This is a genomic window from Burkholderia sp. LMU1-1-1.1 (genome assembly GCF_040675865.1).
GTDB lineage: Bacteria > Pseudomonadota > Gammaproteobacteria > Burkholderiales > Burkholderiaceae_D > Rugamonas.
Genome location: NZ_JBEGHG010000015.1, coordinates 35,775 through 62,707 on the forward strand (window position 1 = coordinate 35,775; position 26,933 = coordinate 62,707).

25 protein-coding genes are annotated in these 26,933 nt (G+C 63.3%); 12 read left to right on the forward strand and 13 right to left on the reverse strand.

Annotation, left to right across the window (positions count from 1 at the left end; genetic code table 11):
• Window positions 1-71 precede the first annotated feature (71 nt).
• The 6 genes from MRBLMU1_RS15475 to MRBLMU1_RS15500 all read left to right on the forward strand — a co-directional run bounded on the left by MRBLMU1_RS15475 (window position 72) and on the right by MRBLMU1_RS15500 (window position 7,118).
• Window positions 72-2,582: a TonB-dependent receptor gene (locus tag MRBLMU1_RS15475; protein ID WP_363502867.1), complete on the forward strand. Its 2,511-nt coding sequence runs from the start codon at window positions 72-74 to the stop codon at window positions 2,580-2,582.
• A gap of 14 nt (window positions 2,583-2,596) precedes the next feature.
• The gene (locus MRBLMU1_RS15480) at window positions 2,597-3,748 is read left to right on the forward strand and encodes a YdcF family protein (RefSeq protein ID WP_363502869.1); all 1,152 of its coding nucleotides are present in this window, start codon (window positions 2,597-2,599) and stop codon (window positions 3,746-3,748) included.
• Window positions 3,749-3,996: 248 nt separating this feature from the next.
• The gene (gene groES / locus MRBLMU1_RS15485; RefSeq protein ID WP_008451606.1) at window positions 3,997-4,287 is read left to right on the forward strand and encodes a co-chaperone GroES; all 291 of its coding nucleotides are present in this window, start codon (window positions 3,997-3,999) and stop codon (window positions 4,285-4,287) included.
• Window positions 4,288-4,336: 49 nt separating this feature from the next.
• A complete protein-coding gene (gene groL, locus MRBLMU1_RS15490; RefSeq protein WP_363502872.1) occupies window positions 4,337-5,986 on the forward strand; it encodes a chaperonin GroEL in 1,650 nt (549 codons plus the stop codon).
• Window positions 5,987-6,107: 121 nt separating this feature from the next.
• Complete coding sequence (locus tag MRBLMU1_RS15495; protein WP_363502874.1) at window positions 6,108-6,557, forward strand: cupin domain-containing protein; 450 nt, start codon at window positions 6,108-6,110, stop codon at window positions 6,555-6,557.
• Between the two features lie 69 nt (window positions 6,558-6,626).
• On the forward strand, window positions 6,627-7,118 hold the full coding sequence (locus MRBLMU1_RS15500) for a hypothetical protein (RefSeq protein WP_363502876.1): 492 nt from the start codon (window positions 6,627-6,629) through the stop codon (window positions 7,116-7,118).
• Between the two features lie 12 nt (window positions 7,119-7,130).
• On the opposite strand, the gene MRBLMU1_RS15505 is transcribed toward MRBLMU1_RS15500, so the two are convergent.
• From MRBLMU1_RS15505 to MRBLMU1_RS15515, 3 genes are all read right to left on the reverse strand, one after another.
• Window positions 7,131-7,490, reverse strand: coding sequence for a hypothetical protein (locus MRBLMU1_RS15505; protein WP_363502878.1), 360 nt, complete (start codon window positions 7,488-7,490; stop codon window positions 7,131-7,133).
• Window positions 7,491-7,496: 6 nt separating this feature from the next.
• The gene (locus MRBLMU1_RS15510; protein WP_363502880.1) at window positions 7,497-7,982 is read right to left on the reverse strand and encodes a hypothetical protein; all 486 of its coding nucleotides are present in this window, start codon (window positions 7,980-7,982) and stop codon (window positions 7,497-7,499) included.
• A 113-nt stretch (window positions 7,983-8,095) separates the two neighbouring features.
• A complete protein-coding gene (locus MRBLMU1_RS15515) occupies window positions 8,096-8,521 on the reverse strand; it encodes a DUF7684 family protein (protein WP_363502882.1) in 426 nt (141 codons plus the stop codon).
• Window positions 8,522-8,688: 167 nt separating this feature from the next.
• Between MRBLMU1_RS15515 and MRBLMU1_RS15520 the strand changes: the two genes are divergently transcribed.
• Window positions 8,689-9,123, forward strand: coding sequence for a VOC family protein (locus tag MRBLMU1_RS15520; RefSeq protein ID WP_363502884.1), 435 nt, complete (start codon window positions 8,689-8,691; stop codon window positions 9,121-9,123).
• An 18-nt stretch (window positions 9,124-9,141) separates the two neighbouring features.
• Here MRBLMU1_RS15520 and MRBLMU1_RS15525 read toward each other — a convergent pair whose 3' ends face one another.
• From MRBLMU1_RS15525 to MRBLMU1_RS15540, 4 genes are all read right to left on the reverse strand, one after another.
• Window positions 9,142-10,131 (reverse strand): glycoside hydrolase family 53 protein, encoded by a 990-nt coding sequence (locus MRBLMU1_RS15525; protein ID WP_363502886.1) that lies wholly within the window; start codon window positions 10,129-10,131, stop codon window positions 9,142-9,144.
• A gap of 142 nt (window positions 10,132-10,273) precedes the next feature.
• Complete coding sequence (locus tag MRBLMU1_RS15530) at window positions 10,274-11,158, reverse strand: SMP-30/gluconolactonase/LRE family protein (RefSeq protein WP_363502888.1); 885 nt, start codon at window positions 11,156-11,158, stop codon at window positions 10,274-10,276.
• Between the two features lie 25 nt (window positions 11,159-11,183).
• The gene (locus tag MRBLMU1_RS15535) at window positions 11,184-11,804 is read right to left on the reverse strand and encodes a 2-dehydro-3-deoxy-6-phosphogalactonate aldolase (RefSeq protein WP_363502890.1); all 621 of its coding nucleotides are present in this window, start codon (window positions 11,802-11,804) and stop codon (window positions 11,184-11,186) included.
• Between the two features lie 2 nt (window positions 11,805-11,806).
• A complete protein-coding gene (locus MRBLMU1_RS15540) occupies window positions 11,807-12,715 on the reverse strand; it encodes a 2-dehydro-3-deoxygalactonokinase (RefSeq protein WP_363502892.1) in 909 nt (302 codons plus the stop codon).
• A 209-nt stretch (window positions 12,716-12,924) separates the two neighbouring features.
• Between MRBLMU1_RS15540 and MRBLMU1_RS15545 the strand changes: the two genes are divergently transcribed.
• Both MRBLMU1_RS15545 and MRBLMU1_RS15550 read left to right on the forward strand, forming a co-directional pair.
• Window positions 12,925-13,725: a class I SAM-dependent methyltransferase gene (locus MRBLMU1_RS15545; RefSeq protein WP_363502894.1), complete on the forward strand. Its 801-nt coding sequence runs from the start codon at window positions 12,925-12,927 to the stop codon at window positions 13,723-13,725.
• Window positions 13,726-13,805: 80 nt separating this feature from the next.
• Window positions 13,806-14,375, forward strand: coding sequence for a hypothetical protein (locus MRBLMU1_RS15550; RefSeq protein WP_363502896.1), 570 nt, complete (start codon window positions 13,806-13,808; stop codon window positions 14,373-14,375).
• A 2-nt stretch (window positions 14,376-14,377) separates the two neighbouring features.
• Here the strand turns inward: MRBLMU1_RS15550 and MRBLMU1_RS15555 are convergent, their stop codons facing one another.
• The 4 genes from MRBLMU1_RS15555 to MRBLMU1_RS15570 all read right to left on the reverse strand — a co-directional run bounded on the left by MRBLMU1_RS15555 (window position 14,378) and on the right by MRBLMU1_RS15570 (window position 20,110).
• The gene (locus MRBLMU1_RS15555; protein WP_363502898.1) at window positions 14,378-15,631 is read right to left on the reverse strand and encodes an MFS transporter; all 1,254 of its coding nucleotides are present in this window, start codon (window positions 15,629-15,631) and stop codon (window positions 14,378-14,380) included.
• 2 nt (window positions 15,632-15,633) lie between these two features.
• Window positions 15,634-16,071, reverse strand: coding sequence for a PadR family transcriptional regulator (locus MRBLMU1_RS15560; RefSeq protein ID WP_363502900.1), 438 nt, complete (start codon window positions 16,069-16,071; stop codon window positions 15,634-15,636).
• 369 nt (window positions 16,072-16,440) lie between these two features.
• Window positions 16,441-18,315 carry a glucokinase gene (locus MRBLMU1_RS15565; RefSeq protein WP_363502902.1) on the reverse strand — a complete coding sequence of 625 codons (1,875 nt, stop codon included), beginning with the start codon at window positions 18,313-18,315 and terminating at the stop codon, window positions 16,441-16,443.
• Between the two features lie 154 nt (window positions 18,316-18,469).
• Window positions 18,470-20,110 (reverse strand): alpha-amylase family glycosyl hydrolase, encoded by a 1,641-nt coding sequence (locus MRBLMU1_RS15570; protein ID WP_363502904.1) that lies wholly within the window; start codon window positions 20,108-20,110, stop codon window positions 18,470-18,472.
• A 241-nt stretch (window positions 20,111-20,351) separates the two neighbouring features.
• Here MRBLMU1_RS15570 and MRBLMU1_RS15575 point away from each other — a divergent pair, with 241 nt between their 5' ends.
• Window positions 20,352-21,941 carry an oligopeptide:H+ symporter gene (locus MRBLMU1_RS15575; RefSeq protein WP_363502965.1) on the forward strand — a complete coding sequence of 530 codons (1,590 nt, stop codon included), beginning with the start codon at window positions 20,352-20,354 and terminating at the stop codon, window positions 21,939-21,941.
• A gap of 113 nt (window positions 21,942-22,054) precedes the next feature.
• A complete protein-coding gene (locus MRBLMU1_RS15580) occupies window positions 22,055-22,447 on the forward strand; it encodes a hypothetical protein (protein ID WP_363502906.1) in 393 nt (130 codons plus the stop codon).
• Between the two features lie 18 nt (window positions 22,448-22,465).
• Here the strand turns inward: MRBLMU1_RS15580 and MRBLMU1_RS15585 are convergent, their stop codons facing one another.
• Together MRBLMU1_RS15585 and cysC are read right to left on the reverse strand one after the other, a co-directional pair.
• Window positions 22,466-23,368, reverse strand: a complete 903-nt coding sequence (locus tag MRBLMU1_RS15585; protein WP_363502908.1) for a sulfotransferase — start codon at window positions 23,366-23,368, stop codon at window positions 22,466-22,468.
• Complete coding sequence (cysC, locus tag MRBLMU1_RS15590; RefSeq protein ID WP_363502910.1) at window positions 23,358-23,915, reverse strand: adenylyl-sulfate kinase; 558 nt, start codon at window positions 23,913-23,915, stop codon at window positions 23,358-23,360. The genes MRBLMU1_RS15585 and cysC overlap by 11 nt, the downstream gene beginning before the upstream one ends.
• Window positions 23,916-24,208: 293 nt before the next feature.
• Between cysC and pulA the strand changes: the two genes are divergently transcribed.
• Window positions 24,209-26,926, forward strand: coding sequence for a pullulanase-type alpha-1,6-glucosidase (gene pulA / locus MRBLMU1_RS15595; protein WP_363502912.1), 2,718 nt, complete (start codon window positions 24,209-24,211; stop codon window positions 26,924-26,926).
• Window positions 26,927-26,933 lie beyond the last annotated feature (7 nt).

The window sequence follows — 26,933 nt, forward strand, 5'->3', positions numbered from 1 at the left end:
AAATATTTATACCACAATACCGTGGCTATACTCCGGCTCGATCACGCCCACTCATCCATCCGGAGAAATCTATGTTGAAGCGAAAGAACAAGCTTGCCCGCAACTGGGCGATCGGCGCCTTGTGCGCTGTCGCCGGCCCCGCCCTGGCCCAAACCGCGCCCGCGGAAACGACGCCCGCGCCAGCGGCGCCAGCCGGTCAGGAAGCGGACATCGCCAGTGTGGTGGTGACCGGATCGGCGCGTCCGCAGCGCCGCTTCGACGTCTCGTACGCGGTCAATTCGCTGTCGCAAAACGACGTGCAAAAACTGGCGCCGCAGAACATGGCCGACCTGCTGGGCAAGCTGCCCGGCATCCAGGTCGAGGCGACCGGCGGCGAAGTGCAAAACATCACCCGCGTACGTGGCATTCCGACCGATGACGGCCTGGCGCTGTTCCAGCAGGACGGCTTGCCGCTGTTCACGGAAATGAATGGCTTCTTCTTCCGTGGCGACAGTTTGAACCGCTACGACCTGATGACGAAGACGCTGGAGGTAGTGCGCGGCGGGCCGGCATCGATCTACGCCAGCCAGGCGGCGGCCATCGTCAACAGCAGCACCGTCACCGGCACCGAGACCACCAAGGGCAAGGCGCAACTGACCCTGGGCACCACCGGCCTCGGCCGTATCGACGCCTACCAGGCAGGCAAGATCGACGACAAGACTTTCTACGCGGTCGGCGGCTTCGTGCGCCGCGACGACGGCCACCGCGACAACGGCTTCCCGAACGATCGCGGCGGCCAGATTCGCGGCAACATCAAGCGCGTGCTGGAGTCCGGAACGCTGACCGTCAGCGCCAATTACCTGAACGACCACAACACCTTCTACCTGCCGATCCCGATCTCCGATCCGCGCAATCCGGCGGTGTCGCTCGACAAATACATCGACTACTTCGACGGCACGATGAATTCGCCGTCGTTGCGCGCCGTGCCGCAGAAATACCAGGACGGCGCCGGCAAGCTGCAAACCGACACGCGCGACCTGGCCAACGGCCGCCATCTCGAATACGGCAATCTCGGCGTGCGCTACGAGGGTGAGCTGGGCCAGTGGCAATTGTCGGCCAAGGGCGGCATGACCAAGGGCACCCTGGACTTCGACGCGTTCTACTCGACCTCGAACCCGGCCGACGCCACCCAGTTCGCCAACGGCTTCATGACCGCCGCCAAGGCCGCGTTCGGGCCGGTCGACCGCCTGGGTTACGCCATCGCCGGCAGCAATGGCGCGCAGGTGTACAACCCGGCGGCCGCCTCGGGCCTGGTGATGCAGGCCCAGTACCGGGGCGCCGGGTCCGACTTCTACTCGAACCAGGCCGACGTGAATATCACCCGCAACTTCCAGACCGGTCTGGGCAACCACGATGTCAAGATCGGCGTCTATGGCAGCGGCTACGGCCAGACCAGCAAGACCGTCTACAACGACATGCTGATCGAGGTGCAAGGCAAGCCCCGCACGCTCGACCTGCTCGCCTATTCGGCCTCCGGCGCGGTGCTCGGTTCGGTCACCGACAACGGCGTGCTGCGCTATACCACCACGCTGAACCAGGGCGATGTCGACGCCAGGATGGGCGCGCTCTATGTCAACGATACGTGGGAAGTAATCGACGGCCTGCGCCTCGACGGCGGCGTGCGCAAGGAACGCTATCACTACGACGGCTACGCCTTGCTGACCAAGCAGCTCAACCTGGGCGACCGGGCCACCCTGGCCGACGACACCACGCGCGCCTTCACCGGCGCCCGGCAGGAGCACAAGTACAACTTCAACACCGTCAACTGGACGCTGGGCGCCAACTACGACTTCTCGCAACGCTTCGGCGGCTACGCGCGGGTGTCGCACCTGGAAGTGCCGCCGTCGATGCAGGTGGCCTCCTCGGTCGATCCGCTGGTGCTGACCACCAAGGCGGACCAGTATGAGGCGGGCTTCAAGATGGCCGCCGGCCGCTCCTACCTGTACGTGACCGGCTTCTACACGCAATTCGATCCGCTCAACGCCTCGTTCACGGCCTTCAATCCGGTCACCGGACGCAACGACCAGACCGTGCCGTTCTTCGGCAAGGCGGTGGTGCGCGGCGCCGAGTTCGACGGCGCCTGGCACGTGACGGAACGCTTCTCCATCAACGGTTCGCTGACCGTCCAGGACCCGCAATACCGCAACTTCGTCAGCGCCACCGGCGCCGATCCGTCCAAGGTGGTGGGCAACCAGATCATCCGCGAGCCCAAGGTGTTCGGCAACATCCGTCCGAACTTCAACTTCAACGTCGGCGACAAGCTGGTCGAGCTGTACGGCAGCTACGCCTACACGGGCAAGCGCTACGTCGACTTCTTCGAGGCCACCGCGATGCCGGCCTACCACTCGATCGGCGCCGGCTTCTCGGTCAGCCAGGGCGACTGGCGGCTGCAGATCGTCGGCGACAACCTGACCAACGCCAAAGGTATAACCGAAGGCAACACCCGGACCGATGCGCTGGCCGGTCAAGGTACGAAAGAAGCGATTTACGGGCGTCCGGTGTTCGGCCGCAGCGCCCGTCTGGTGCTGAGCAAGGCATGGTGAACGGAGTGAACCACATGATCAAAAAATCCAGGACGGCAGCCATCGTCATCTCGCTGCTGCTGGCGCAGCAAGTCCACTCCGCCCCGGTGCGCGACAAGCACTGGGCGCTGCTGGCCAATCAATTGTTCCCCGCGCTGGTGGACCTGGGCGCCGCCCGGCCCGCCGTCACGGCGCCGGCCGCGCGCCGCGCGCGCATCGACGCCTGCCAGCAGGACACCGCCTGCGTGCTGGGCGCCAGCCTGTGGACCGACGCCGAAATCAACGACTTCGCGTCCCGGGCCGCGAAGGCGCCCGCCACGGCATGGCGCAAATCCACGCTGGCCGACGATGGCGCGCAGGCCCAGGTGGCGCGCGAACTGCGCGGACTCAACAGCATCATCCAGGTGTACGGCCAAGGATCGGCGCCGCGCTATCCCTTGGTCGACGGCCCGATCGACGCGCCCGGCAGCACCTTGTTCAACGCCGCCGTCAAGGACGCGCTGGCGCTGGCCAAGGCCGGCGAGGACGATCCCGTGCTGCCGCTGGACCCCAGCCTGCCGCTGGCGCTCGCCCTGCTCGACGCCAACGACCGCGCCGACGCCGTCGCCTTCGAGCCGCTGGACCTTGCCCACAACGGCGGCGCCCTTGGCCGCTCGGGCATCATCGACTGGAAGCTGTACCGCTATTCGGCGATCATCATTCCTGGCATCGGGCCGGAAAACGTGGGCATGGCGCTGAGCGCGCGCGGCAAGTGGAATGTCCGGCTGGCGGCCAAGCGCTTCGCCGACGGCGAGGCGCCGTTCATCATCTTCAGCGGCGCCTCGGTGCATCCGAAGGGCACGCGCTTCGTGGAGGCGGTGGAGATGCGCAAGGCGCTGATCGAACGCTTCGGCGTGCCGGCCGAGGCCATCATCATCGAGCCGTATGCGCGCCACACCACGACCAACCTGCGCAACGTCACGCGGCGGCTGATCGCGATGGGCGCGCCGCTGGACAAGGACAGCCTGATCGTCACTTACACCAACCAGAGCCGCTACATCGAAAGCCAGGAGTTCACCTCGCGCAACCTGAAGGAGCTGGGCTACCTGCCGGGCACCGTCGGCGCGCGCCTGTCGCCGACCGAGCTGACGTTCCGGCCGTCGGCCAAGTCGCTGCGCATCGATCCGGCCGATCCGCTGGACCCCTGATCCTCCCGGAACGCCGCGCGCCAAGGCGCCCGGCGCTCCAATTCCTAGTCACTTTGCAACATTCCCCCTCTTTTTTGTGCCTTCTCAAGGTATGCGCCTTGAAATACGGTTGGGTCGTCCCTATAATTGGCACTCGTTCCGAGAGAGTGCTAACAGCGCCCTCGACAACTTTCCGTTGTGGCAATCTGAGCATTTAGGCATGATCGGCACAACAACAAACTGTACCAATGCTAATTAAGGAGTTTTGTATGAACCTTCGCCCTTTGAACGATCGCGTAATCGTCAAACGCCTCGACCAGGAAACCAAAACTGCGTCCGGCCTGATCATCCCTGATGCGGCCGCTGAAAAACCGGATCAAGGCGAAGTGCTCGCCGTCGGCAATGGCAAGATTCTCGAAGACGGCAAAGTCCGTCCGCTGGATGTCAAAGTAGGCGACCGCGTTCTGTTCGGCAAATACGCCGGCCAGACCGTCAAAGTTGACGGTCAAGAACTGATGGTCATGCGCGAAGAAGACATCATGGCAATCGTCGTCAAGTAAATCTACTTGGCACACGGTTCCACTCATCACCTAATTCTGGAGAAACAACATGGCAGCTAAAGAAGTAATCTTCGGCGACGCAGCGCGCGCCAAAATGGTCGAAGGCGTCAACATCCTGGCCAACGCCGTTAAAGTCACCCTGGGCCCTAAAGGCCGTAACGTCGTGCTGGAACGTTCGTTCGGCGCCCCTACCGTCACCAAGGACGGCGTGTCGGTCGCGAAAGAAATCGAACTGAAGGACAAGCTGCAGAACATGGGCGCGCAAATGGTCAAGGAAGTTGCTTCCCGCACCAGCGACAACGCCGGCGACGGCACCACCACCGCCACCGTGCTGGCCCAGGCCATCGTGCGCGAAGGCATGAAGTTCGTTGCCGCCGGCATGAACCCGATGGACCTGAAGCGCGGCATCGACAAGGCCGTCGCCGCCACCGTCGAGCAGATCGCCGCGATCGCCCGTCCATGCACCACCACCAAGGAAATCGCCCAAGTCGGTTCGATCTCGGCCAACTCGGACGCGTCGATCGGCGAGCGCATCGCTGAAGCGATGGAAAAAGTCGGCAAGGAAGGCGTCATCACCGTGGAAGACGGCAAGTCGCTGAACGACGAGCTGGACATCGTTGAAGGTATGCAGTTCGACCGCGGCTACCTGTCGCCATACTTCATCAACAACCCAGAGAAGCAAGTCGCGATCCTGGACAATCCATTCGTCCTGCTGTGCGACAAGAAAATCTCGAACATCCGCGATCTGCTGCCGGTACTGGAACAAGTCGCCAAAGCCGGCCGTCCATTGCTGATCATCGCCGAAGACATCGAAGGCGAAGCGCTGGCGACCCTGGTTGTGAACAACATCCGCGGCATCCTGAAAACCTGCGCCGTCAAGGCTCCTGGCTTCGGCGACCGTCGCAAAGCCATGCTGGAAGACATCGCGATCCTGACCGGCGGTCAAGTGGTTGCCGAAGAAGTCGGCCTGACGCTGGAAAAAATCACGCTGGAAGAGCTGGGCCAAGCCAAGCGTATCGAAGTCGGCAAGGAAAACACCATCGTCATCGACGGTGCCGGCCAAGCCGAAGGCATCGAAGGCCGCGTCAAGCAAATCCGCGTGCAGATCGAAGAAGCGACCTCGGACTACGACCGTGAAAAACTGCAAGAGCGCGTGGCCAAGCTGGCCGGCGGCGTTGCGGTGATCAAAGTCGGTGCCGCCACCGAAGTTGAAATGAAAGAAAAGAAAGCCCGCGTTGAAGATGCACTGCACGCCACCCGCGCCGCAGTGGAAGAAGGCATCGTGCCAGGCGGCGGCGTAGCCCTGCTGCGCGCCCGCGCTTCGATCACCATCAAAGGCGACAACCCGGACCAGGACGCAGGTATCAAGATCGTTCTGCGCGCCATGGAAGAGCCACTGCGCATGATCGTGCAAAACGCCGGCGAAGAAGCTTCGGTCGTCGTTGCGGCGGTCCTGGCCGGCACGGGTAACTACGGTTACAACGCCGCCAACGGCACCTATGGCGACATGGTTGAAATGGGCGTGCTGGATCCAGCCAAGGTCACCCGTTCGGCACTGCAAAACGCAGCGTCGATCGCCGGCCTGATGCTGACCACCGACTGCATGGTTGCCGAAGTCACCGAAGACAAGCCAGCCGGCGGCGGCATGGGCGGTATGGGTGGCATGGGCGGCATGGGTGGTATGGACGGCATGATGTAATTGCCGGCCGGCCCAGCCCAGGCTGAGCCAGCCCCGCTGCATGGAAAAGCCAGCTTCTTCGGAAGCTGGCTTTTTTTATGCGCCCGCCGTCTGCTACACTCGCGCTTTTTCCCCGATAGCCATGAAACCACTTGCCCTGCTGTTCGCCGCCCTGCCAGTCCTCGCATCGGCGCAAACCCCGCCCGTCATCGATCCGGCCAGCCTGCCCGTCATCACGGCCGCACCCGGCGTCACCTTGCGCGAATTGAGCGGCAGGACCGCGCCCGCCGGCGCCCGCAGCGACAAGGTCAGCGTCGCGTTGTTTCATCTGGAACCGGGCAAGGCCAGTCCGTGGAGCCATAACAAGGAGGGCGAGGAATCGTTCTTCGTCCTCAGCGGAACCGGCGAGATCTGGACCGGCGGCCACGTGCAAACGATAGGTCCGGGCTCGTACATCGTCATCCAGCCAAGCACCGTGCGCTCGATCCGCGCCAGCAAAGGCGTGCCGCTCGACTTCTACGCGATCACGTCGCCGGCCTGGAGCAAGGATGACGACGTGCTGGTCACGGCGCCGGCCGGCGCGCCCAAGTAAGGGCGGCCGACGTCTGCTGCGGTCCGGCCTGTGATAGAGTTAGCAATTCCGCAACAGAAAGTCCAACACATGCAGACGATACGCGCCCGGATGACCTATTTGCGCAACGGCGAAGGATTCGCCGCCGTGGCCTTGCCCACCGTCCTGTCAATGGTATGGGACACATCGGGCGCTCCGGTGGCATGGGGCATGCGGGGCGCGACCATGGCGATGGTCGTCTACATCCTGTTGCAGGGCATGCTGTACTGGCAGCTGAAGCTACAGTCGACGGTGCGGCGTCAGCCCTTGCCCGCGTATTTCCAGCCGCTGTACAGCTTCTTTAAATATTCGAACATCGTGGCGATCTCCGGGGTGGTGATGTTTATCGCGTTGACCGGTGGAGGGGCTGCGGACCTGTGGTGGTCGTGCGGCTTGCTGGCATTCGCCGCGCTGGAGCACATCAACTATTACCACTACCAGCTGATGTACGACACGCGCGGCGCTGTCGATTACGTGCGCCGCAACGGCCGGCTGCGCAGGGCCGCGCTGGGGCTGGATCTGCAACGGCACAACCCGTCATAAGGGCTGGCTATTCTACGGTTCACTGTAAAACAGCTGCCGCACCAGCTCAGCACCGCGTTCGCGATTGAAGCCTTCCATACGCAAGATCAGCTCATCGCTGGCCATGCCGAGCTCACATATATACATCTCCGCCTTTCGCACGTCGAGATGATCAAGGTCAATCCCCTCCTCCTCTTCAATCTTGCTGAGTATGGTCTTGGCAAGGTCGACGGCTTCGGGGGTGGGCCGGCTCGACGCTGTATCGTGAAAATAGTCCCGCTGGACCTCAATGGGTGTACCGACCTGCGACAACGCCCGCATACAGTAATTAATGGCTTCAGTTGCGACCATGCGCGGAACCGACTCAACAAGGTTAAGCATATCCATCATCATCTCCCCTTACAATTCAATGGCATCGAAAAGCTTTCTCGGCAGGCTTTCGATGAAAAACTCTTCTGACAAGACAGAAGCCCTTTTGCTGACAGCAACAGGCTGCAACAAACGGCAGACCGGCATACCCGGGATCACCAAAAGCAATGGTTTGAATTCGTGAATCTGCGCCAGCATGACGATTTCCAGTATCTCATTATGGGTCGAAGCAGTGATCACACCCGCTTTGAGCTTGGCATCAGCGCCGAGCAAAATATTGCTACGGGTGTGGAATATCTTGAAGGAATGCAGATCTCCCGCCTCCACCTCTTTTCTCAACGACCAATAAATCTCTCTCGGATTAGACGTCGTTGGCACGCAATTGTTCTGGCTCATGCGCGAAGAAGCATCAAAATATGGCGTGCACCACACGTAATGATACTTGCCGTAATATCGCTCGCAGATGAAATACGACAGCGAAGTACAGCAGGAATAGTAGATACGCTTGTGATTCATGACGCCGGCCTCCGTCGCAGCGGGAACGTGGGCTTTGATGATAAGCCGGCGTTCCGCCGTCCTTTTGCCGGGCGCGGCCTAAGTTTGACCGCCATCATGAAGGATCCGAAGACTCAGGCGTCGCGGAACTCAGCCTCGATCTCTTCGCGGCGCGGCTCGTCGGCGATGTGGAGGATCAACGTCTCGGGCAGCTCCAGCGCCGGATGCGAGGCGCGGTGTTTGGCGAACCAGAAGACTTCGCTCAAGTCCTCGTCCTCATGCGCGGTCGCCATCAATTGCTGGTCTTCCGGCACGTCCTCATAGTCCGCCGCCTCCAGGCTGGCGTCGTCGATCGACTCACGCCAGGCCTCGCATTGATCGCCCCACGCGAGCGCATACCTGCAGCCGGACTCGACGAGCCAGCGGCTGACGTCCCAGCGCGTCATCTCGGGCACTTCCGCCTCGACCATGACAATGGCTTTAAAGGCGGTCAAGCCTTCCAGTGCCGGCAAGTCGTTTTCCGGGGCGAGGTGTAAATATCTGATCGATGGTTTCTGCATGATGGCGCCGCTGTAATGTTCAAGCGACGCATTCTCACCCGATTTCGCCGATACCGCAAATCCATCCGCGCCGCCACCGATATCGGCGATGGGAAGCGCCGACTCCTGACAGAAACTGACGGTGCCGCTGGCTAGAATGAGCTTCCTTTTTTCAACCGGAGTTCAACATGAAACCAGCAACCGTCAGCGCCGTCATCCACTTAAACTTCCGCGGCCAGGCGCGCGAGGCGCTCAATTTCTATCAATCCGTATTTGGCGGACAAGTCAATGCCATCACGTACAAGGACTTCAACCAGGTGACCAACGAAGCGGAGGCGGACCAGCTGATGTGGGGCCAGGTGGCTGCCGATAACGGTTTCCGTGTGATGGCCTACGACGTGCCGTCGCACACGTCCTGGAACCCGGGCGAAAACGCCTTCCTGATTGCGTTCGAAGCAAAAACACAGGACGAGATCCGCGCATATTGGGAAAAATTGTCCGCCGGCGCCACGGTCACCGCCCCGCTGCAGTCGGCGCAATGGACGCCGTTGTTCGGCATGCTGAAGGACCGCTACGGCATCAACTGGACGTTGAGCGTCGCGGCCCAGCAAGCCGCGACGTAATTCCCGGGACCGTGTGGCTTAGAACGGGTCCAGCGCGATGGTGAACTTGCCGCTGGCGTCGATGGCGCCCATGGTGTAACCCTGCCAGCCCGGGTAACCCTGCGGCTCCCAGTAGAACACGCCCAGGCCATTCGAGCCCAGCGCCTTGGTCTTGCTCAGCAGATCGGCGATCATGGCCTTGGAGGTCGCCGCCTGGGTCCAGTCCATGCCGACCTCGGTCACCATCACCGGTTTGGCGTAACGCGACACCATGTCCCACATGTTGGTGGAGATCTTGTTGTTGTAGTTGGTCCAGTCCGAGGCCGGCGGATAGTGCGACATGCCGATCACGTCCCACTTGGCGCCGGCGCCTTTGACGCCGTCGAAGAACCAGCGGAACACGGCATTGTCGTGGCCGTTGGCCAGGTGCAGAATGACCTTGGCGTTCGGATAGACGGCCTTGGTGGCGTTGTAGCCGCTGTTGATCAGGCCGGCCAGATTGCCGAAGCTGGTGGTCTTGCCTTCCGGCCACAGCATGCCGCTGTTGATCTCGTTGCCGACCTGCACCCACTCGACATTGATGCCGTTGGTCTTCAGATAATTCAAGATGCCCTGGGTGTGGCTGTAGACGTCGTTGTTGAGCTGGGCCAGTGTATGGTTGGCCCAGGCGGCCGGTTTGGTCTGCTGTCCCGGATCGGCCCAGCTGTCGCTGTAGTGGAAGTCGATCATGATGCGCTGGCCCTGCGCGGCGGCGCGCTTGGCTTTGTAGAGCACGTCGGCGCCGTCGTTCCAGCCGCCGTTCGGATTGACCCACACGCGCAAGCGGATCGAGTTGATTTGCAGATTCTTCAGCAGCACGAAGGGATCGGTCTTGACGCCGCTGTTGTTATAGAAGGAGTAGCCGCTGGCTTCCTGCTGGCTGACCCAGCCGACGTCGGCGCCGTTGGCGAAGGTTTGTGCGGAACCGACGGACGCGGCAAGGCCCATCGCCACGCCGCAGACCGCGGCGAGCAAATTCTTGAATTTCATTGTGTCTCCAGTGTCTTATTGATTTTTATAGTGTTTACTACGCCGTGTTGCCGGCCACCTGTGCGCACCTCCCCCCGCCGCGTCGCGCGGCACATTTTGATTTCGGAATGCCGCGCCGGGGTGCCGGCGCGGTTAGTGGCGATTAACCGAAGCGCGCGGCGGGAACGCCGGCCACTTCCACCCGCACCGAGAACAGCGCCCCGGTCAGCGGGAACTTTGCCAACTCCTCGGGCGTGTTGTCCTCGCTGGCGGTGGTGATGAACAAGGTTTTCAGGTCGGGACCGCCGAAGGTGCACGAGGCCGGATTGCGCACCGGCACGCGGATCGTTTCCAGCAGTTCGCCTTGCGGCGAGTAGCGGCAGACGCGGGAACCGCCCCATTGCGCGATCCAGACGCAGCCTTCGCTGTCGACCGTCATGCCGTCCGGCGCGCCTTCGGCGTCGAATTCGAACTGCCGCCACACGCGCGGCTCGCCCAACGTGCCGTCGGCCGCCAGCGGATAGGCGTAGGTGCGGCCCTCGAAGCTGTCGGTGTGGTACATCGTGGCGCCGTCGTTGCTGAACGCCGGGCCGTTGCAGATGTGATAGCCGTCGTCGGCCACGGTCAAGGTCAAGTCCTTGTCGAGGCGGAACAACATGCCGATCGCCTGCGCGTAGTCGGTGTTGTGCATCGAACCGGCCCAGATGCGGCCGGTGCCGTCGACCTTGGCGTCGTTCATGCGCAGGCCGCTGCCTTCGGGGAAAGGACGCGCCACGTACTCGATGCGCAGCTCCGGCTCAAGCCAGACGCGGGCGATGCCGTCGCGCAGGCCGGCCATGAAGCCGTCGCCATCGCGGCGGGCGATCAGCCAGCAGATGTAGTCCGGCATTTTCCAGCTGTGGCGCTCGTCCTTGACGGTGTCGAGCGCGTGCAGCGTTTGATTTTTCAGGTCGACGAAATACAGGCGGTTTTGTTCGGCCACCCACAACGGGCCCTCGCCCAGTTGCGCGCCCACTTCCCACAGACATTGCACGTCATGCTTGCTCATTGGTTTTATCCCGGTATGGAAAGAATCAGGCGGCCAGGCCGCGCCAGGTGTTGACGAAGGCCGTCGCGCGCTCGCCGAGCTGCTCGATGGTCACGCCGGGCGTGTAGAGCGCGCCGCCGATGCCGAAGCCGGTCGCGCCGGCCTTGAACCAGCCGGCCATCGTCTCCGGCGTGACGCCGCCGACCGGCCACATCGGGGTGCCGGCCGGCACCACGCTGAGCATGGCCTTCAGGCCGCCATGGCCGATCATCTCGGCCGGGAACAGTTTGAGCGCGTGGGCGCCGGCGTCGAGCGCGGCGAACGCCTCGGTCGGCGTAGCCACGCCGGGCGCGCAGTACATGCCCAGGTCGGCGGCGCGGCGGATCGCGGCCGGATTGCAATTCGGGGACACCAGCAGGCGGCCACCCGCCTCGTAGACGGCTTCGACGTGCTCGACGTTGAGCATGGTGCCGCCGCCGACCAGGGTGCCAGGCAGGTTCAGCTTGACCATCGAGGCGATGCACTCGAGCGCGCCCGGGCGGTTCAGCGGCACTTCCAGCGCGCGGAAGCCGGCGTCGAACAGCACCTGGGCGACGGCCACGGCCTCGGTTGGTTGCAGGCCGCGCAAGATGGCGACCAGCGGCGTGGTTGGATGGGAAATAGTCATGATCAGCCCTGCTTGATGAATTGGGAAATCGCCGTGCAGTACACGCGATGGGGATCGAGCACTTCGCACTGCAAGCCGAAGTGGGCGGCGGCGGCGGCATAGCGGGCGGCCAGCGCCGGCGAGCCGATGACGGTGATGCCGGCGCCGTTGCCACCGGCCGGCACTTCGCGCGCAGCGGCGGCGAACTCGGCGCCGATCAGCAAACCGCTGACGACGGCCGCGGCCTGCTGCTGCGGCCAGGTGCGCGAGACGACGCCGGCGCGCACGCGGAACAAGGTGTTCGACAGCGGCTCGTTGCGCGCGGCCTGGTTCAGGCCGGCGGCGAAGCCTTCGGCGTCGGTGGTGTCGCCGGCCATCATCGACGACAGGGTGCCGCCGGCCGACAACATGGCGAACAACTCGCCGGTCATGTAGGTGGCGAAGGACTGGATCACGCCGTCGCGCAGCAGCACCCATTTGCTATGGGTGCCGGGCAACACCAGCCAGCCGTCGCGTTTGCCCAGCGCCACGGCGCCGAGCAGTTGGGTTTCCTCGCCGCGCATCACGTCGACGGCGGCGCCGTTGCGGTAGCAATAGCCGGGAACGATATGGCAGCGGCCGGCCCAGGCCGGATCGGTGACGGGCGCCAAATGGCGCGGCAGCTCGGTCAGCGGCACGGACGCGTCCAGATAGTTGACTTCCTGCCAGCCGGAGGCGCTGCCGACCATGCCGGACATGATCACCGGCACGTCGCTACCGAGGTGCATGGCATCGAGCAAGCCGCCAAGCGAGGCGCTGAAACGCTCGCGTCCGCCGACCGCCAGCATGCCCTGGCCGTCTTCGTGTTCCGCCAGGCAGTTGCCTTGTTGGTCGATCAGATAGGCGCGCCGGTTGCTGGTGCCCCAGTCGACGCCCAGAATTGTCTTATCCACTAGTCAAAGTCCTTTTCTTATGGTGCGAAGATGGTACAAAAATGGCTATAGTGCCGCCAATGAATTATCTCGCGCAACTGATACCAAAATAATATAGACAATAATATAGACCTTGGGCATTCGGCGACGCCCGGCCGGTTTGCGCCAAGACAAGCGGTCCCGGCGCCTAGCCTCCTATAGTTGAGACGCAATTCAACAAGGGAGGTTCCATGAGCACAGTCGACGTCCATCAGCATACCAAACAGCAAGATTTCGACACGCTGGCGCGCCAGCTCGGACTCAAGCCGCGCGACCCGTGGATCGGCGGCAAGGTCGATTATGAATGGGATCAACTGCGCATGGTATTGGACGTCATGCCCCTGCGCCTGCCGGACATGCAGGTCCTCGAATTCGGCTGCAACATCGGCGCCTCGGCCATCCTGTTCTCCTACCTGGGCGCCAAGGTCTGCGCCACCGACGATTCGGCCGACTGGGTCGCGCTGGCGCGCCTGAACGCCGAGCGCTACGGCATCGACAACATCGACTTCGCCCACGTGGCCGACTCGCGCCGCCTGCCCTTCGCCGACGGGCAGTTCAGCCTGATCGCCTGCAACAGCGTGCTCGAATACGTGGCGCCGGCCGAGCTGCCGGCCGTGCAGCGCGAGCTCGACCGTGTGCTCGCGCCGGGCGGGCTGATCCTGCTGACCGGCTCGAGCAACCGGATCTGGCCGCGCGAGGCGCACAGCGGGCGCTGGCTGGTCAACTACTTGCCGCGCTGGATAGACCGCCTGCTCGGCAAACCGCTGCCGCGCGGCGTCTGGCCGTGGGCGATGCGGCGCGGCTTCGGCCCCCACTACGACAATCTGGACACCGCGCAACCCGATAATTTCCTACTGCGTTCGCGTTTGCGCGGCGGCGCCGACGTCCGCAGCCTGCGGCCGCTGCTGTGGCTGGCGCGCCGGCTGGGCATAGCTCCGGGCATGCTGACGCCCAATATCTGCTGTTTCCTGCAAAAACACGCGCTTTCATAGGCGAACTGGAGGGTTGAAGTTGCCCGATGGATGCCTTTGGTTTAGTATGGCCGTCAACAAAATAGTCCAGGCTATCCCTTATGGCATCTCGTTCCCCGTCCCCCCGCACCTTGGCCATCGCCGGCGCCGCCGCCGTCGCGCTGGCCATCGGCGTGGGTGTTTATATTAGCAACACGCCGCCGGTGACGCTGCCGCCCGCGCCGGTCAAGCCGGCCGAGCCGGCCGTCGCCAGCAAGGCGCCGCCGGCCAGCAAGGCGCCGCGCGCCACCGCGCCGCGTCCGGCGGCCAGCGAACCGTCCGCGCCGGCCGAGCCCAAGGCCACCCGCACCAAGGAACAAGCCGCCGCCGCGCTGATGGCGCTGCCGGAACTGCAACAGTGGTCGTCGATGCTGGAGAAAAGCTCCGGCGGAAAAGTACGGGGCGCGCTGATCGAATACGATCCGACCCCGCGCAAGCTCAACGGCAAAAGCTACTGGCAGTTCAGCTTTGTCGAAAACAGCGCCGAATCGGCGCAGCGCTGGGAAAGCTTCCTGGTCTCGTCGAGCGACGACGAGATCCTGGTGGAAGACGCCACCAACGACGAGGTCATCAGCCTGGCGCGCTGGCGCCGCGAAAAGCATCCGGAAAAGCGCATCAACATCGACGGCTGACCCTAGGCCGCCTGGCGCTCTCGCGGCGCCGGCGTGACGCCCGCCGCGCTGGCCACCTTCCCCACCCACAGCACCGAGAACGCCGTCAGTCCGGCGGCGATCCAGCCGTTCCAGCCGTAACCGAGGATGTGGCCGGCCGCGTCGGCATGCAAGGTCAGGCCGCCCAGCAAGGCGCCGACACCGCTGCCCAGTTGCTGGATCGCCGAATTGGCGCTGAGGAAGGCGCCGCGTTTGGACGGCTCGGGTACGGTCGTCATCAATGCCTGCAAGGGAATCGTGCGTCCCGACACCGCCGTCATGAAGAACGGGAAGAACAGGATCACCGCGACCAGCGGCATGACCGGCATATGCGTCATGAACATCATCGGCAGCACCGACAACAGTGCCAGATAGCGGTAGACCTTGTGGGCGCCGGCGCGGTCGGACCATTTGCCCACCATGCGCGCGCTGACCAGCGTAGCCAGGCCGCCGGCCAGATACACATAGGTGATCTCCGCCGGCTTGACGCCGAGGTTGTTCACCAGCACGGGCGAAATGAACGGGATCACCAGCATGCCCGTCGTCATGTTGACGAAGGACAGCGCGAACGCCCTCAGGTGGTTCGGTACACGGTACAGGCCGATCAAATTCGGCAGCACGGCCGACAGCGGCACCCGCTGCGTCAAATGGCCCGCGATCGACGGCAGCGCCCGCGCCGCTAGCGACCAGATCACCAGCGAGAACAGCACCAGCAGATAGAACGGCGACGCCCAGCCGAAGTGCGCCGCCAGCATCACGCCGGTCGGCACCCCGACCACCGCCGCCAGGCTGAACGACGTCATCACGATGCCGGTGGCGGCGCCGCGCCGATGGGCCGGAATCAGGTCGCCGATGATGGCCATGACGATCGCGCCGAGCACGCCGCCGGTCATGCCGGCGAACGCCCGCGACAGCACCAGCACATGGAAATTGGGCGCGACCGCGCACGCCAGGTTGGACAGGGTGAATAGCGCGAACATCCACAGCAGCAGTTGCTTGCGGTCGAAGCGGTCGATATACATCGCCGCCAGCAGGCCGGACAAGCCGGCGCACCAGGCATAGGCCGACACCGCGCCGGACACGGCGGCCGGCGTGATGGCGAAGGCCTGCATCAGCTGCGGCGCCAGCGGCATCATCACCATGAAATCCATGATGACGGTGAACTGGGTCAGCGCCAGCAGCCACAGGACCAGGCGCTCGCGCGCCGGGGTCAGGGTCGAAGCGGGGGGAACGGCCATGCTCACTCCAGCGCCAGGATCTCGGCCGTCGTGCGGCGCAGGATCGCCCGGATGTGCTCCAGCTTGGCGGCACTCGGATGGTTCTCCTGGCCCTGCGCGATGACCGCGTGCTTAAGCTCATGCATGATCGTGCGCAGGTCGTCGCGCGACTCGGCCGGATCGCTCATGCGGGCCACGATGGCATCGACGAACTGGCGGTTCTCGGCCAGGAACGCCTCGCCTTCCGGGGTAATCGTATGCAGCTTCTTGTTGCCATCGGCGGCGGCGGCGACATGGCCCATATCGAGCAGCATCGACAGTAACGGATAGATCGCGCCCGGGCTGGGCGTATAGCCGCCGCCGGAACGCTGTTCCAGCTCCTTGATGATCTCGTAGCCGTGACGCGGCTTTTCAGAAATCAGTTGCAACACGATGTAGCGCATGGCGCCGGCATCGAACATTTTCGGACCGCGACCGCGACCACCCCCACCGCCGTGGTGTGGACCATGCGCCGCGTGCGGATGATGAGAGTGATGTGAAAATCGAAACATTTTGAACTCCTTCTTCAGATATAACAAGTTAAGATATAACTTATTAAGATATATCTTAGCTTATTTCAGGAAGAGTTCAAGCGCCGATTTGTAACAACCGTAAAAGCAACTCCGGGGTCAGGTCCACCATTTCTACACGAACTGAGGCCTAGCACGTACAAATGGTCGGTCTGGGCGCGATACGGCTTAGCCCGTGTAGAAATGGTGGACCTGACCCCGGAATGAAAAAGGCAGACCATCAAGGTCTGCCTTTGGGATTGGATTGCCGTCGTCTTACGGTCAGCTGTCGAGGTGGGAGATCAGCAGGCGCCGGTTGTCGCTCTCGCCGCTCTTGGCTTTCTGTTGAACCACCACGCGCGAGTTCTGCGTGTCAAGCGAGATGCCCACCGACAGGATGTCGATCAGCAGCAGCTGCAATATGCGCGAAATCATCGACAGGAACGTGGTGCTGTCCTCCGTGTGATCAACCGCCAGGCAGACGCTGGCCTTCTTCGCCAGCGGCGAGTTGCTGGCGGTGATGGCGATGACGTCCGCCCCCGCCGCGCGCGCCGCGTCGACCGCTTCCAGCAGATCCGGCAGCTTGCCCGAATTGGAAATGGCGATCACCACGTCGCCCGGATTGAGCAGCTCGGCCGCCAACGTCAGCAAGTGCGAGTCGCCATACGCCGACGTCGGGATGCGGAAGCGGAAGAACTTGTGCTGGCCATCCAGCGCCACCACGCGCGAATTGCCCATCGCGTAAAACTCGACCCGCTTGGCCTTGGCCACCAGCGCGATCGCCTTGTCCAGCGAGCGCACATCCAGCTGGTCGCGGAATTTCAAGATCGCGGAAACGGTATTGTCGATTACCTTGGCGCTCAGATCGTGCGTGCTGTCGCTCACCCTCACCTGGCTGTGACGCACCGGGATCGCGCCCGTCAGGCTGCTGGCGAACTTCAGTTTGAAATCGGCCAGGCCGAGGAAACCGAGCGAGCGGCAGAAACGGATCACCGTCGGCTGGCTCACCTCCGCCAGGCGCGCGATGTCGGCGATCGGTTCGTTGAGCACCAGGCGTGGCTGCTCCAGCACCAGTTGCGCGACGCGCTGCTCGGCCGGCGTCAGTTCGTGCTGCAGATGCTGCACGCGTTCCATCAGGGTGTTGGCGCCGCTGCGTCCGCGCAGGTGCTCGGACAGAATCGTCGCCACGCCATAGAAGGCCGGATTCGGCGTGGTGATCACGTACGTCGGAATCTCCGACAGATAACTGGTGAAGCGGCCCTTGGCCTCGAAGCGCGAACGGAACGGCGACGACGCGAACCATTCGCCCATGCGCGGCACGATGCCGCCGCCGATGAACATGCCGCCGAACGCGCCCAGGGTGACGGCCAGGTTGGCGGTAGCGCCGCCCAGCATCGCGCAGAAGCATTCCAGCACTTCGAGGCACAACGGGTCCTTGTCGGTCAGCGCGCCGGCCATGATCTCCTGCGAGGTCAGGTCGCGCACCTGGCGGCCATTGCGCTTGGCGATGGCGCGGTAGATGATCTCCATGCCGGGGCCGGAGATCAGGCGCTCGGTCGAAACGTGCGACCAGGTTTGCCACGCGTACTGCAGGATCGAATATTCACGCTCGTCGGCCGGGGCGAAGTTGGTGTGGCCGCCCTCGGAACCGAGCGTGACGAAACCATCGACGGTCGGGATCACGCCGGACACGCCAAGCCCGGTGCCCGGTCCCAGCACGCCGATGACGGAGTTCGACGCCGGCTTGCCGCCGCCGACCTGCATCAAGTCGGCAGGCTTGAGGCCCGGCAGCGACATCGCCAGCGCCGTGAAGTCGTTCACCACTAATAAAGTGTGCAGGCCGAGCGCGCGGCGCACTTCGTCGGTGGAGAATTCCCAGTCGCGGTTGGTCATGCGGACATGGTCGCCGCTGACCGGATTGGCCACCGCCAGCGCGGCGTGGTTCAAGGTGATGTCGGCGTGGTCGGACAGGTACGATCGCAGCATGGCGACGATGTCGCTAAAGTCGTCGCACTTGAGCACCCGCACGGCGCGGAATTCGCCGGGGGCCGTTTGCAAAGCGAAACGCGCGTGCGTCGCGCCGATGTCGGCCAGCAGGCGCGGGCCGTCGGCGAACGCCGTGCGGTTGAGTTTTTGGTCCACTTCAGCTTGTTTCATCGTTCGATTCAGTCAAAACAGTTGGCGGAAGCATACCCGAAATATGTGGTGTTAAGAAGTAAAGGCGTAAACCCGACCGCCTTTTGCGATACGCCCGCGTCACCACTTAGGGGTCGTACCCCGTACGGGGTACGACCCCGGTCAGCCGTGCGGGTTAAGCGCGTGCGTACCCGAACCAGGCGCCGAAGGCCGGCAATTGCACCTGGCTGCCATCCACCGTTCCAGGCAGGTCGTAACCTTCCATCTGCTCGGCGCCCGCTACTTGCGGTAACGTGAAGCTGACCGGCGCCCCACCTAGATTAAAGATGGCGATGATACCGCGCTCGCCGTCGGCGTCGCGGCGCAGCGCCAGCACCGGCTCCGGCGTGTCGAAGAACTGGATGTCGCCGCGCGTGAGCTGCGGCAGCTTGCGGCGCCAGGCGATGAACTTGCGCGTGAACGCCAGCGACGATTCGGCATCCGACTCCTGCACCGCCGCCGCCTTGGCGATATGGTCCGGCGACACCGGCAGCCATGGCTTGCCGGTGGTGAAGCCGCCATCGGCCCCGCCGGTCCACGCCATCGGCGTGCGGCAGCCGTCGCGGCCCTTGAACTCCGGCCAGAAGGTGATGCCGTACGGGTCCTGCAGCAGTTCGAACGGCACGTCCGCCTCGGCGAACGCCAGCTCGTCGCCCTGGTACAGGCACGGCGTGCCTTTAAGCGACAGCTGCATCGCCAGGATCATCTTGGCGAATGCCTTCGGCGCGCCCGGTCCGCCCCAGCGCGTGGCGACGCGCTGCACGTCGTGGTTACCGACCGACCACGAGGCCCAGCCGCCTTTGACGCGCGCCTCGAACTGCTCCACCTGTTTACGGATGTAGTGCGACGAACAGGTGGGCACCAGCAGGTTGAAGCTGTAGGCCATGTGCAGCTTGTCGCCGCCCGCCGTGTATTCGGCCATAACGGCCAGCGAATCGTCGGCGCCCACTTCGCCGATCGACACCGCCTGGTATTCGTTCAGCAGGGTGCGCAGCTTTTGCAGGAACGGCAGGTTCTCCGGACGGCTCTTGTCGTAGACGTGGGCCTGCATGCCGTACGGGTTCACGTCCGACACGGTGGCGGTGTCGCGGTTGACGGCCGGCGGATTGCTGCGCAACTCAGGATCATGGAAGTGGAAGTTCGACGCGTCCAGGCGGATGCCGTCGACGCCGCGTTCGAGCCAGAAACGCAGCGCATCAAGGTGCGCCTGCTGCACTTCGGGGTTGTGGAAGTTGAGCTGCGGCTGGCTAACGAGGAAATTATGCAGATAGTATTGACGACGGCGCGTGTCCCACTGCCACGACGAGCCGCCGAACACCGACATCCAGTTGTTGGGTGGATTGCCGTCCGGCGCCGGGTCGGACCACACGTACCAGTCGGATTTCGGATTGTCGCGGCTGGCCCGGCTCTCCTTGAACCACGGATGCTCCTCCGCGGTGTGCGCCATCACCTGGTCGATCATGATCTTCAGGCCCAGGCTATGCGCCTTGGCGATCATGACGTCGAAGTCGGCCAGGGTGCCGAACATCGGATCGACGTCGCAGTAGTCGGAAATGTCGTAGCCGAAGTCCTTCATCGGCGATTTGAAAAATGGCGAAATCCAGACGATGTCCACGCCCAGCGATGCGATATAGTCCAGCTTTGCCGTAATCCCGGGCATGTCGCCGATGCCGTCGCCGTTGGTGTCAAGGAAGCTGCGCGGATAAACCTGGTAGATGATGGCTTCGCGATACCAGTCTTTAGTGTGCGGGGAAACTTGAGTTAGTTGCTTAGTCATAAGAGAATCCGGGGTTGGCTGCGTGTCGTGGAAGATGCGCGGATGAGTTTGTAGAGAATATACATCACGATATTGTTTTTTTCAATCGTGCACCAGATTTGGGATTACCACAATTAATCCAAACAAATCAATTAGTTATGAGTTTTTATCGGAATTCATAAAACAAAAATGAGTAGTCAAACTACACAAATTTTAGGAGAAACGAGTGACTAGCAGCGCTATCGCCAACGGCAACGGGCCGATGCCCCGACAAATTCCCTACATCATCGCCAACGAAGGCTGCGAGCGTTTCAGCTTTTACGGCATGCGCAACATCCTCACGCCATTTCTTCTGAGCACGCTTTTACTGTTCATTCCGATGGCCGACCGCACCACCGAGGCCAAGCACATCTTCCATACCTTCGTCATTGGCGTGTACTTCTTCCCGCTGCTGGGCGGCTGGCTGGCCGACCGCTTCTTCGGCAAATACAAGACGGTGTTCTGGTTTAGTTTGATCTACGTGGCGGGCCACGCCTGCCTGGCGATCTTCGAGGACAACCTCAAGGGCTTCTATTTCGGCCTGGCGCTGATCGCCTTCGGCTCGGGCGGCATCAAGCCGCTGGTGGTGGCCTTCGTCGGCGACCAGTTCGACCAGACCAACAAGAACCGCGCCAAGCTGGTGTTCGACGCCTTCTACTGGATCATCAACTTCGGCTCCTTCTTCGCCTCGCTGCTGATGCCGTTGATGTTGCGCGACTACGGCCCGGCCGTGGCCTTCGGCATCCCCGGTATCCTGATGGCGATCGCCACGCTGGTGTTCTGGATCGGGCGCAAAAAATATGTGCACGTGCCGCCCGCCGCGCCCAATCCGGATTCCTTCAGCAGCGTCGCCCGCACCGCGTTGTTCGCCAAGGCGCCCGGCAAATCGCGTCCGGGCCTGATCGTCGCCGGCATCGGCGCGGCCGGCGCGGTGCTGTCGCTGTGCATGACGCCGCAGTGGGGCTTCGTCATCGCCGCCTGTACCGCGCTGGTGCTGTTGCTGGCCTTCGGCGGCTTCGGTGTGTCGATGCAGCTGGAACGCGCGCGCGGCCTGCACACCGACGAAGCGGTGGAAGGCGTGCGCGCCGTGCTGCGCATCCTGATCGTGTTCGCGATGATCACGCCATTCTGGTCGCTGTTCGACCAGAAGGCGTCGACCTGGATCGTGCAGGCCAACGCCATGGACAGCCCGCTGCTGTCGATCTTCGGCTGGGAATTCACCTTGCTGCCAGCGCAGATGCAGGCCATCAATCCGATCCTGGTGATGCTGCTGATCCCGTTGAATAACATCGCGCTGTTCCCGCTGATGCGCGCCATCGGCATCACGCCGACGCCGCTGCGCCGCATGGGCATGGGCATCGCGCTGTCCGGCGCCGCGTGGATCGTGATCGGTGCCATCCAGCTGCAAATGGACGGCGGCGACAAGGTCTCCATCCTGTGGCAACTACTGCCGTATGCGCTGCTGACGTTGGGCGAGGTGCTGGTGTCGGCCACCGGCCTGGAATTCGCTTACAGCCAAGCGCCGGCGCCGATGAAGGGCATCATCCTGAGCTTCTGGTATCTGGCCGTCACGGTCGGCAATCTGTGGGTGTTGATCGTCAACTCGGGGGTGAAGAACGACGCCGTCGGCGCGCATATCGCCACCAGCGGCATGAGCTCCATCGCGTTCCAGATGTTCTTCTTCGCGGGCTTCGCGCTGCTCACGGCCGGCCTGTTCGCGCTGTACGCGATGCGGTACAAGATGGTCGATAATTACCGCGTCGAAGGCGGTGCGAGCTTCTGCTATCCGCCGGCCGAACCGCGCAAGGGATAACCTGGATGGATTCCTGACCACCCCGTGTCCGACTTGAACACGGGCAGGAATCCTACTTGGCGATCGTTATGACCGTGAAACAATACGATGTCATCAGAACGGAAGGAACGATCATGATCTCCCATCTCACCAAAGCCCGCGCAGCCGCCGGCATCGCTGCCTTATGCCTGGCCGCCGGCTTCAGCGCGGGCGCGCAAGCGCAAAGCAAACCGATGTCCGACAAGGACGTCGTCCAGCCCACCGGCAGCACCGGCGCCACGGCCTTCCAGTCCAAGGGCGCGGCCAAGGGCGAGGCCGAGGCCAACACCGGCGCCCAGAACGGCAACGCCGGCATGCAGCCGACCAGCAAGCCGGGCTTCGACAACAAACCGCCCAAGGGCGCCAAGGCCGATTGCCACCGCCCGCAAGGCGGCGTCGATGCCAGCGGCGGCGAGAACATCTCCACCGCGCACAAGGACAATACGACCTGCACTAACCAGCCGGCGAAGAAGGCCGAGCGCAAATAAGCGCTCCGCGCACGCTCGTCACTGACAATGGACAGAGGAAGGAAGCCTGTCGTCGTCAAACCTCACCGCCCGTATTGCGGCCAGGCGCTGCTGACTGCAATCCAGGTAAAGCTGCAGATTCGTGCCGACTTGCCGCGCCTCGGCCAGCAGGGTGGGGTCGACCGCCACCGGCCCCACGTCGGCCTTGCGGCTGATTAGCTCACTGCGGTACACGCTGGCGAATTTTTTGTAGCGCAGCCGGAACGACCAGTGCGACGACAGGAAACCGAACACCTCGGCGCACTGGCTTTGCATCGACTTGTAGCTCACCACCAGGTAGCGATGCTTCGGCAGCTTGTCCAGCGTCTGTAAGATCATCCGGTTGTACACCAGCCAGGCTTTCAGGTAGCGCTCGCGATGCTTGCGGCGATGCCGCGCCTGCCGCATCGACCGGTAAAGGCACTTCCACACCACGCGATACGGCCAGCTTTTTGCCTCGTACCTGTGATCGAGCAGGCTGAAGTCGCGCTTGAGCAGCGAATGCACCACTTCCTCGTAATCGCGCAGCAGCACCAGATACTTCGCCTGCGGCAGCAGCGCCGAATATGTGTCCAAAAACAGGCAGGTGCGCGGCTCCTTCCAGCCCCACTGCGGAAAGCTGGAATTCCTGGCGGCGATGAGGGAGCGCATTTCGGCCTGCTCGCGCGCGCTGGGCGTCAACGCCTCGGGCGGATGCAGACCATCGGGATGAAGACCCTTGTCGATCAGGATTTGCTGATGCAGCTGGAAGAAATCCTCGTCCTCGAAATGGCCTTCGACATTACCGGTGCCCGCGCCCACCAGACGCTCGCCGACCTGCAAACCGCAGTCATGCAGCCAGTGCGTGATCAGCGATGTGCCGGAGCGGTGCATCCCGGCGATCACCAGGACGTCATTGGCCATGCCGCGCCCTCCTGCGGTTGACGAAGGCGGTCTGGCCCAGCACATACTCGCAGATGCGCGCGGTGCACTCGGCGACGCCGCTGTCGCGGGTGTTGAAGTACAGGTCCGGTTCGGACGGCGGCTCGAACGGATCGTTGACGCCGGTCAGGCACGTCAACTTGTCCGGCGCATCGTCGGGCAGGCTGGCGCGCCGGTACAAGCCCTTGGTGTCGCGCCGCCGCAGTTCGTCGAGCGCGCAATCGATGAACACCACTTTCACGTCGGGATAGAGCGCGACCAGTTCCTTGCGCACGTCGTCATAAGGACTAATGGCGCTGACAATCGTAACGATGCCGTGCGCGGCGAATTTATCGGCGAGGTAGCCGAGGCGGCGCAGATTCTCGACGCGGTCCTGGCGCGAAAAACCCAGGTCGGTGAACAAGCGTGCGCGATACGGATCACCATCGATGACTTCAACAGGAACGGACTGTCGGCCAAGACGGTCTTTAACGCTATTGGCAAGTGTCGACTTGCCGGCGCCGGACAGGCCGCAAAATAGCAATATCATGATAGCCCTTGTGATGTGAAAGCGAACGCGGCCAGACTAGCAGCGCAAGGGCGTCGTTTACCCGACAATTACCGATTGATACAGGGTGTACAGTGCGGCACAGGGTGTAAACAAACCGGCAAGAAAAACCCCACACCATGCAGCTTTATGTTAATTTTTGATAAGAAGTCAAAGTCGATAGCCGGTGTCTCGTACCGAAACTACAGATTCTGGAGTACCATAACCGCCAAATTTACGGGTAATGCACCACTTTTGTAGCCGCACTACCCAAATCAACGGTTTGGAGACGGAATATGGCTGGTAGGCATTTGATGGCGGGTTCGTTCGGGGGCGTCCTGGCGCTGGCATGTTTGGCGGCCTCGGCGGCGCCGGTCCTTGCGGATTGCGACGGAGCGTTTGCGACGCCGCTGCATGCGGCGCCCGCCACCGACGCCCGCGCTTACTGGCTCAACCGCCAGTTGATCAAATGGCCGGGCGCCGATGCCGGCAACGGCGCGTTCAAACTCTATTATTCCGCCAATGCCCTGCTGCGCGCGGCGCCGGGCGCGCGCGTCACCGGTGCGGACGGCGTGCTGACGCTGTCGCGCTTCGACGGCGATGTGCCGTCCGATGTCGCGCAGCGCTTCAAATTCGTCCGCGACGGCGCTGTGCTGAGCGTTCCGGACGCGGCGCGGCTGTTGACGCAGCAAGTGCTGCTGGTACAGGAAGGAGAGGACGGCGTCGTGCGCGATGTGACGTCGCTGCAAATCGCCGGCGCGCTGGACGACCTTTACGCCGGCGCCGCCAAGGTCAAGGACCTCGGCGTGACCGCCGGTCCGCGCGGCGCGGCCTTCAAATTGTGGGCGCCCACCGCGCAGCATGTGGCCGTGTGCACCTACGCCAGCGGCTCGTCCAAGGCGAGCGCCATAACACCGATGGACCGCGACGACGCCACCGGCGTCTGGTCGGCACGGGCCAGCGGCGCCTATTACCAATACATTGTCGACGTCATGACGCCCACCGCCGGCATCGTGCGCAACCTGGTCACCGATCCATACTCGGTCAGCCTGACCACCGACTCCAAGCGCAGCTACGTCGCCAACCTCAACGCCGCCAAGCTCAAACCGGCCGGCTGGGACAGAACGCCGTCGCCGAAAAAGGTCGCCGCGCCGACCGACATGACGGTCTACGAACTGCACGTGCGCGACTTCTCGATCAACGACAGCACCGTCAGCGCGGCCAACCGGGGCAAGTACACCGCCTTCACGGAGGCCGGCTCCAACGGCATGAAGCACCTGGCCGCGCTGAGCCGCGCCGGCATGACCGACATCCATCTGCTGCCGGTCTACGACATCGCCACGGTGCCGGAACAAGGTTGCGTTTCGCCGGACATCGCCGCCCTGCCCGGCCTCAAGCCGGACGGCCTGGAACAACAGGCGGAGGTCACCAAGGTCAAATTCACCGACTGCTACAACTGGGGCTACGACCCGTATCACTACACCGCGCCCGAAGGTAGCTATGCCACCGATCCGGCCGACGGCGCAAGACGCATCGTCGAATTCCGCCAGATGGTGCAGGCGCTGCACAAGGCCGGCCTGCGCGTGGGCATGGACGTGGTCTACAACCACACTTTCATCGCCGGCCAGAATCAGAAGTCAGTGCTGGACCGCGTGGTGCCCGGCTACTACCACCGCCTGAACGCGACCGGCGGCATCGAACGCTCGACCTGCTGCGACAACACCGCCACCGAAAACCTGATGATGGCCAAGCTGATGATCGACTCGGTGGAAACATGGGCGGTGCAGTACAAGATCGACTCCTTCCGCTTCGACCTGATGGGCCACCAGCCGCGCGCCGCGATGGAGGAGTTGCAGGCGCGCGTCAACCGCGCGACCGGCCGCCGCATCGACTTGATCGGCGAAGGCTGGAACTTCGGCGAAGTGGCCGATGGCGCCCGCTTCGTGCAGGCGTCGCAGCTGTCGCTGAACGGCAGCGGCATCGGCACCTTCAGCGACCGCGCGCGCGACGCCATGCGCGGCGGCGGAGCCAGCGACGGCAGCGCGCAGATCGTCGCGCAGCAGGGCTATATCAATGGCCTGGTCTACGCGCCCAACGCGCAAGCGCCGGCGCGCCCGGCCGCCGACCTGCTGCAGGCGTCGGACATGGTCAAGGTCGGCCTGGCCGGCTCGCTGCGCAACTACACGATGCGCACCTGGCAGGACGAAACCAAACAGCTGCAGGCGATCGTCTACGGCGGCAACCAGCCGGCCGGTTACGCCAGCGAGCCGTCGGAAACCGTCAACTACGTCGAGAACCACGACAATCAAACGCTGTTCGACATCAACGTCTACAAGCTGCCGCCGGAAACCACGGGAGCGGAGCGCGCGCAGGTGCAAATGCTGGGCGCCGCCATCAACGCCTTCAGCCAGGGCGTGGCGTACTTCCACGCCGGCTTCGACATCCTGCGCTCCAAATCGCTGGACCGCAACAGCTTCGAATCGGGCGACTGGTTCAATCGCCTGGACTGGACCTACCAGGACAACTACTACGGCGCCGGCCTGCCGCGCGAAGAGGACAACGGCAAGGACTACGCGCTGATGAAGCCCTTGCTGGCCAACGCCGCGATCAAGCCGGCGCCGGCGGACATCGCCTGGTCGCGCGACGCCTTCCGCGATTTGCTGGCGATCCGCTCCAGCAGCACGCTGTTCCGCATGCGGACCTCGGCCGACGTCCAGCAGCGGCTGCGCTTCCACAACACCGGATCGGCGCAGGTGCCGACGGTGATCGTCGCGCATCTGGACGGCGCGGGCTACGCCGGCGCCAACTTCAAGTCGATCACGTATCTGATCAACGTCGACAAGGTCTCGCAGCGCGTCACCGTGGACGAGGAAAAGAACCGCCGCTACCGGCTGCATCCGGTGCATCTGCGCCCCGGCGCGGCGGACCAGCGCGTGGCAAGCGAGGCGCGGTACGACGCCACCACCGGCACATTCACGCTCCCCGCGCGCAGCGCAACCGTATTCGTCGAGTAACAGCGCC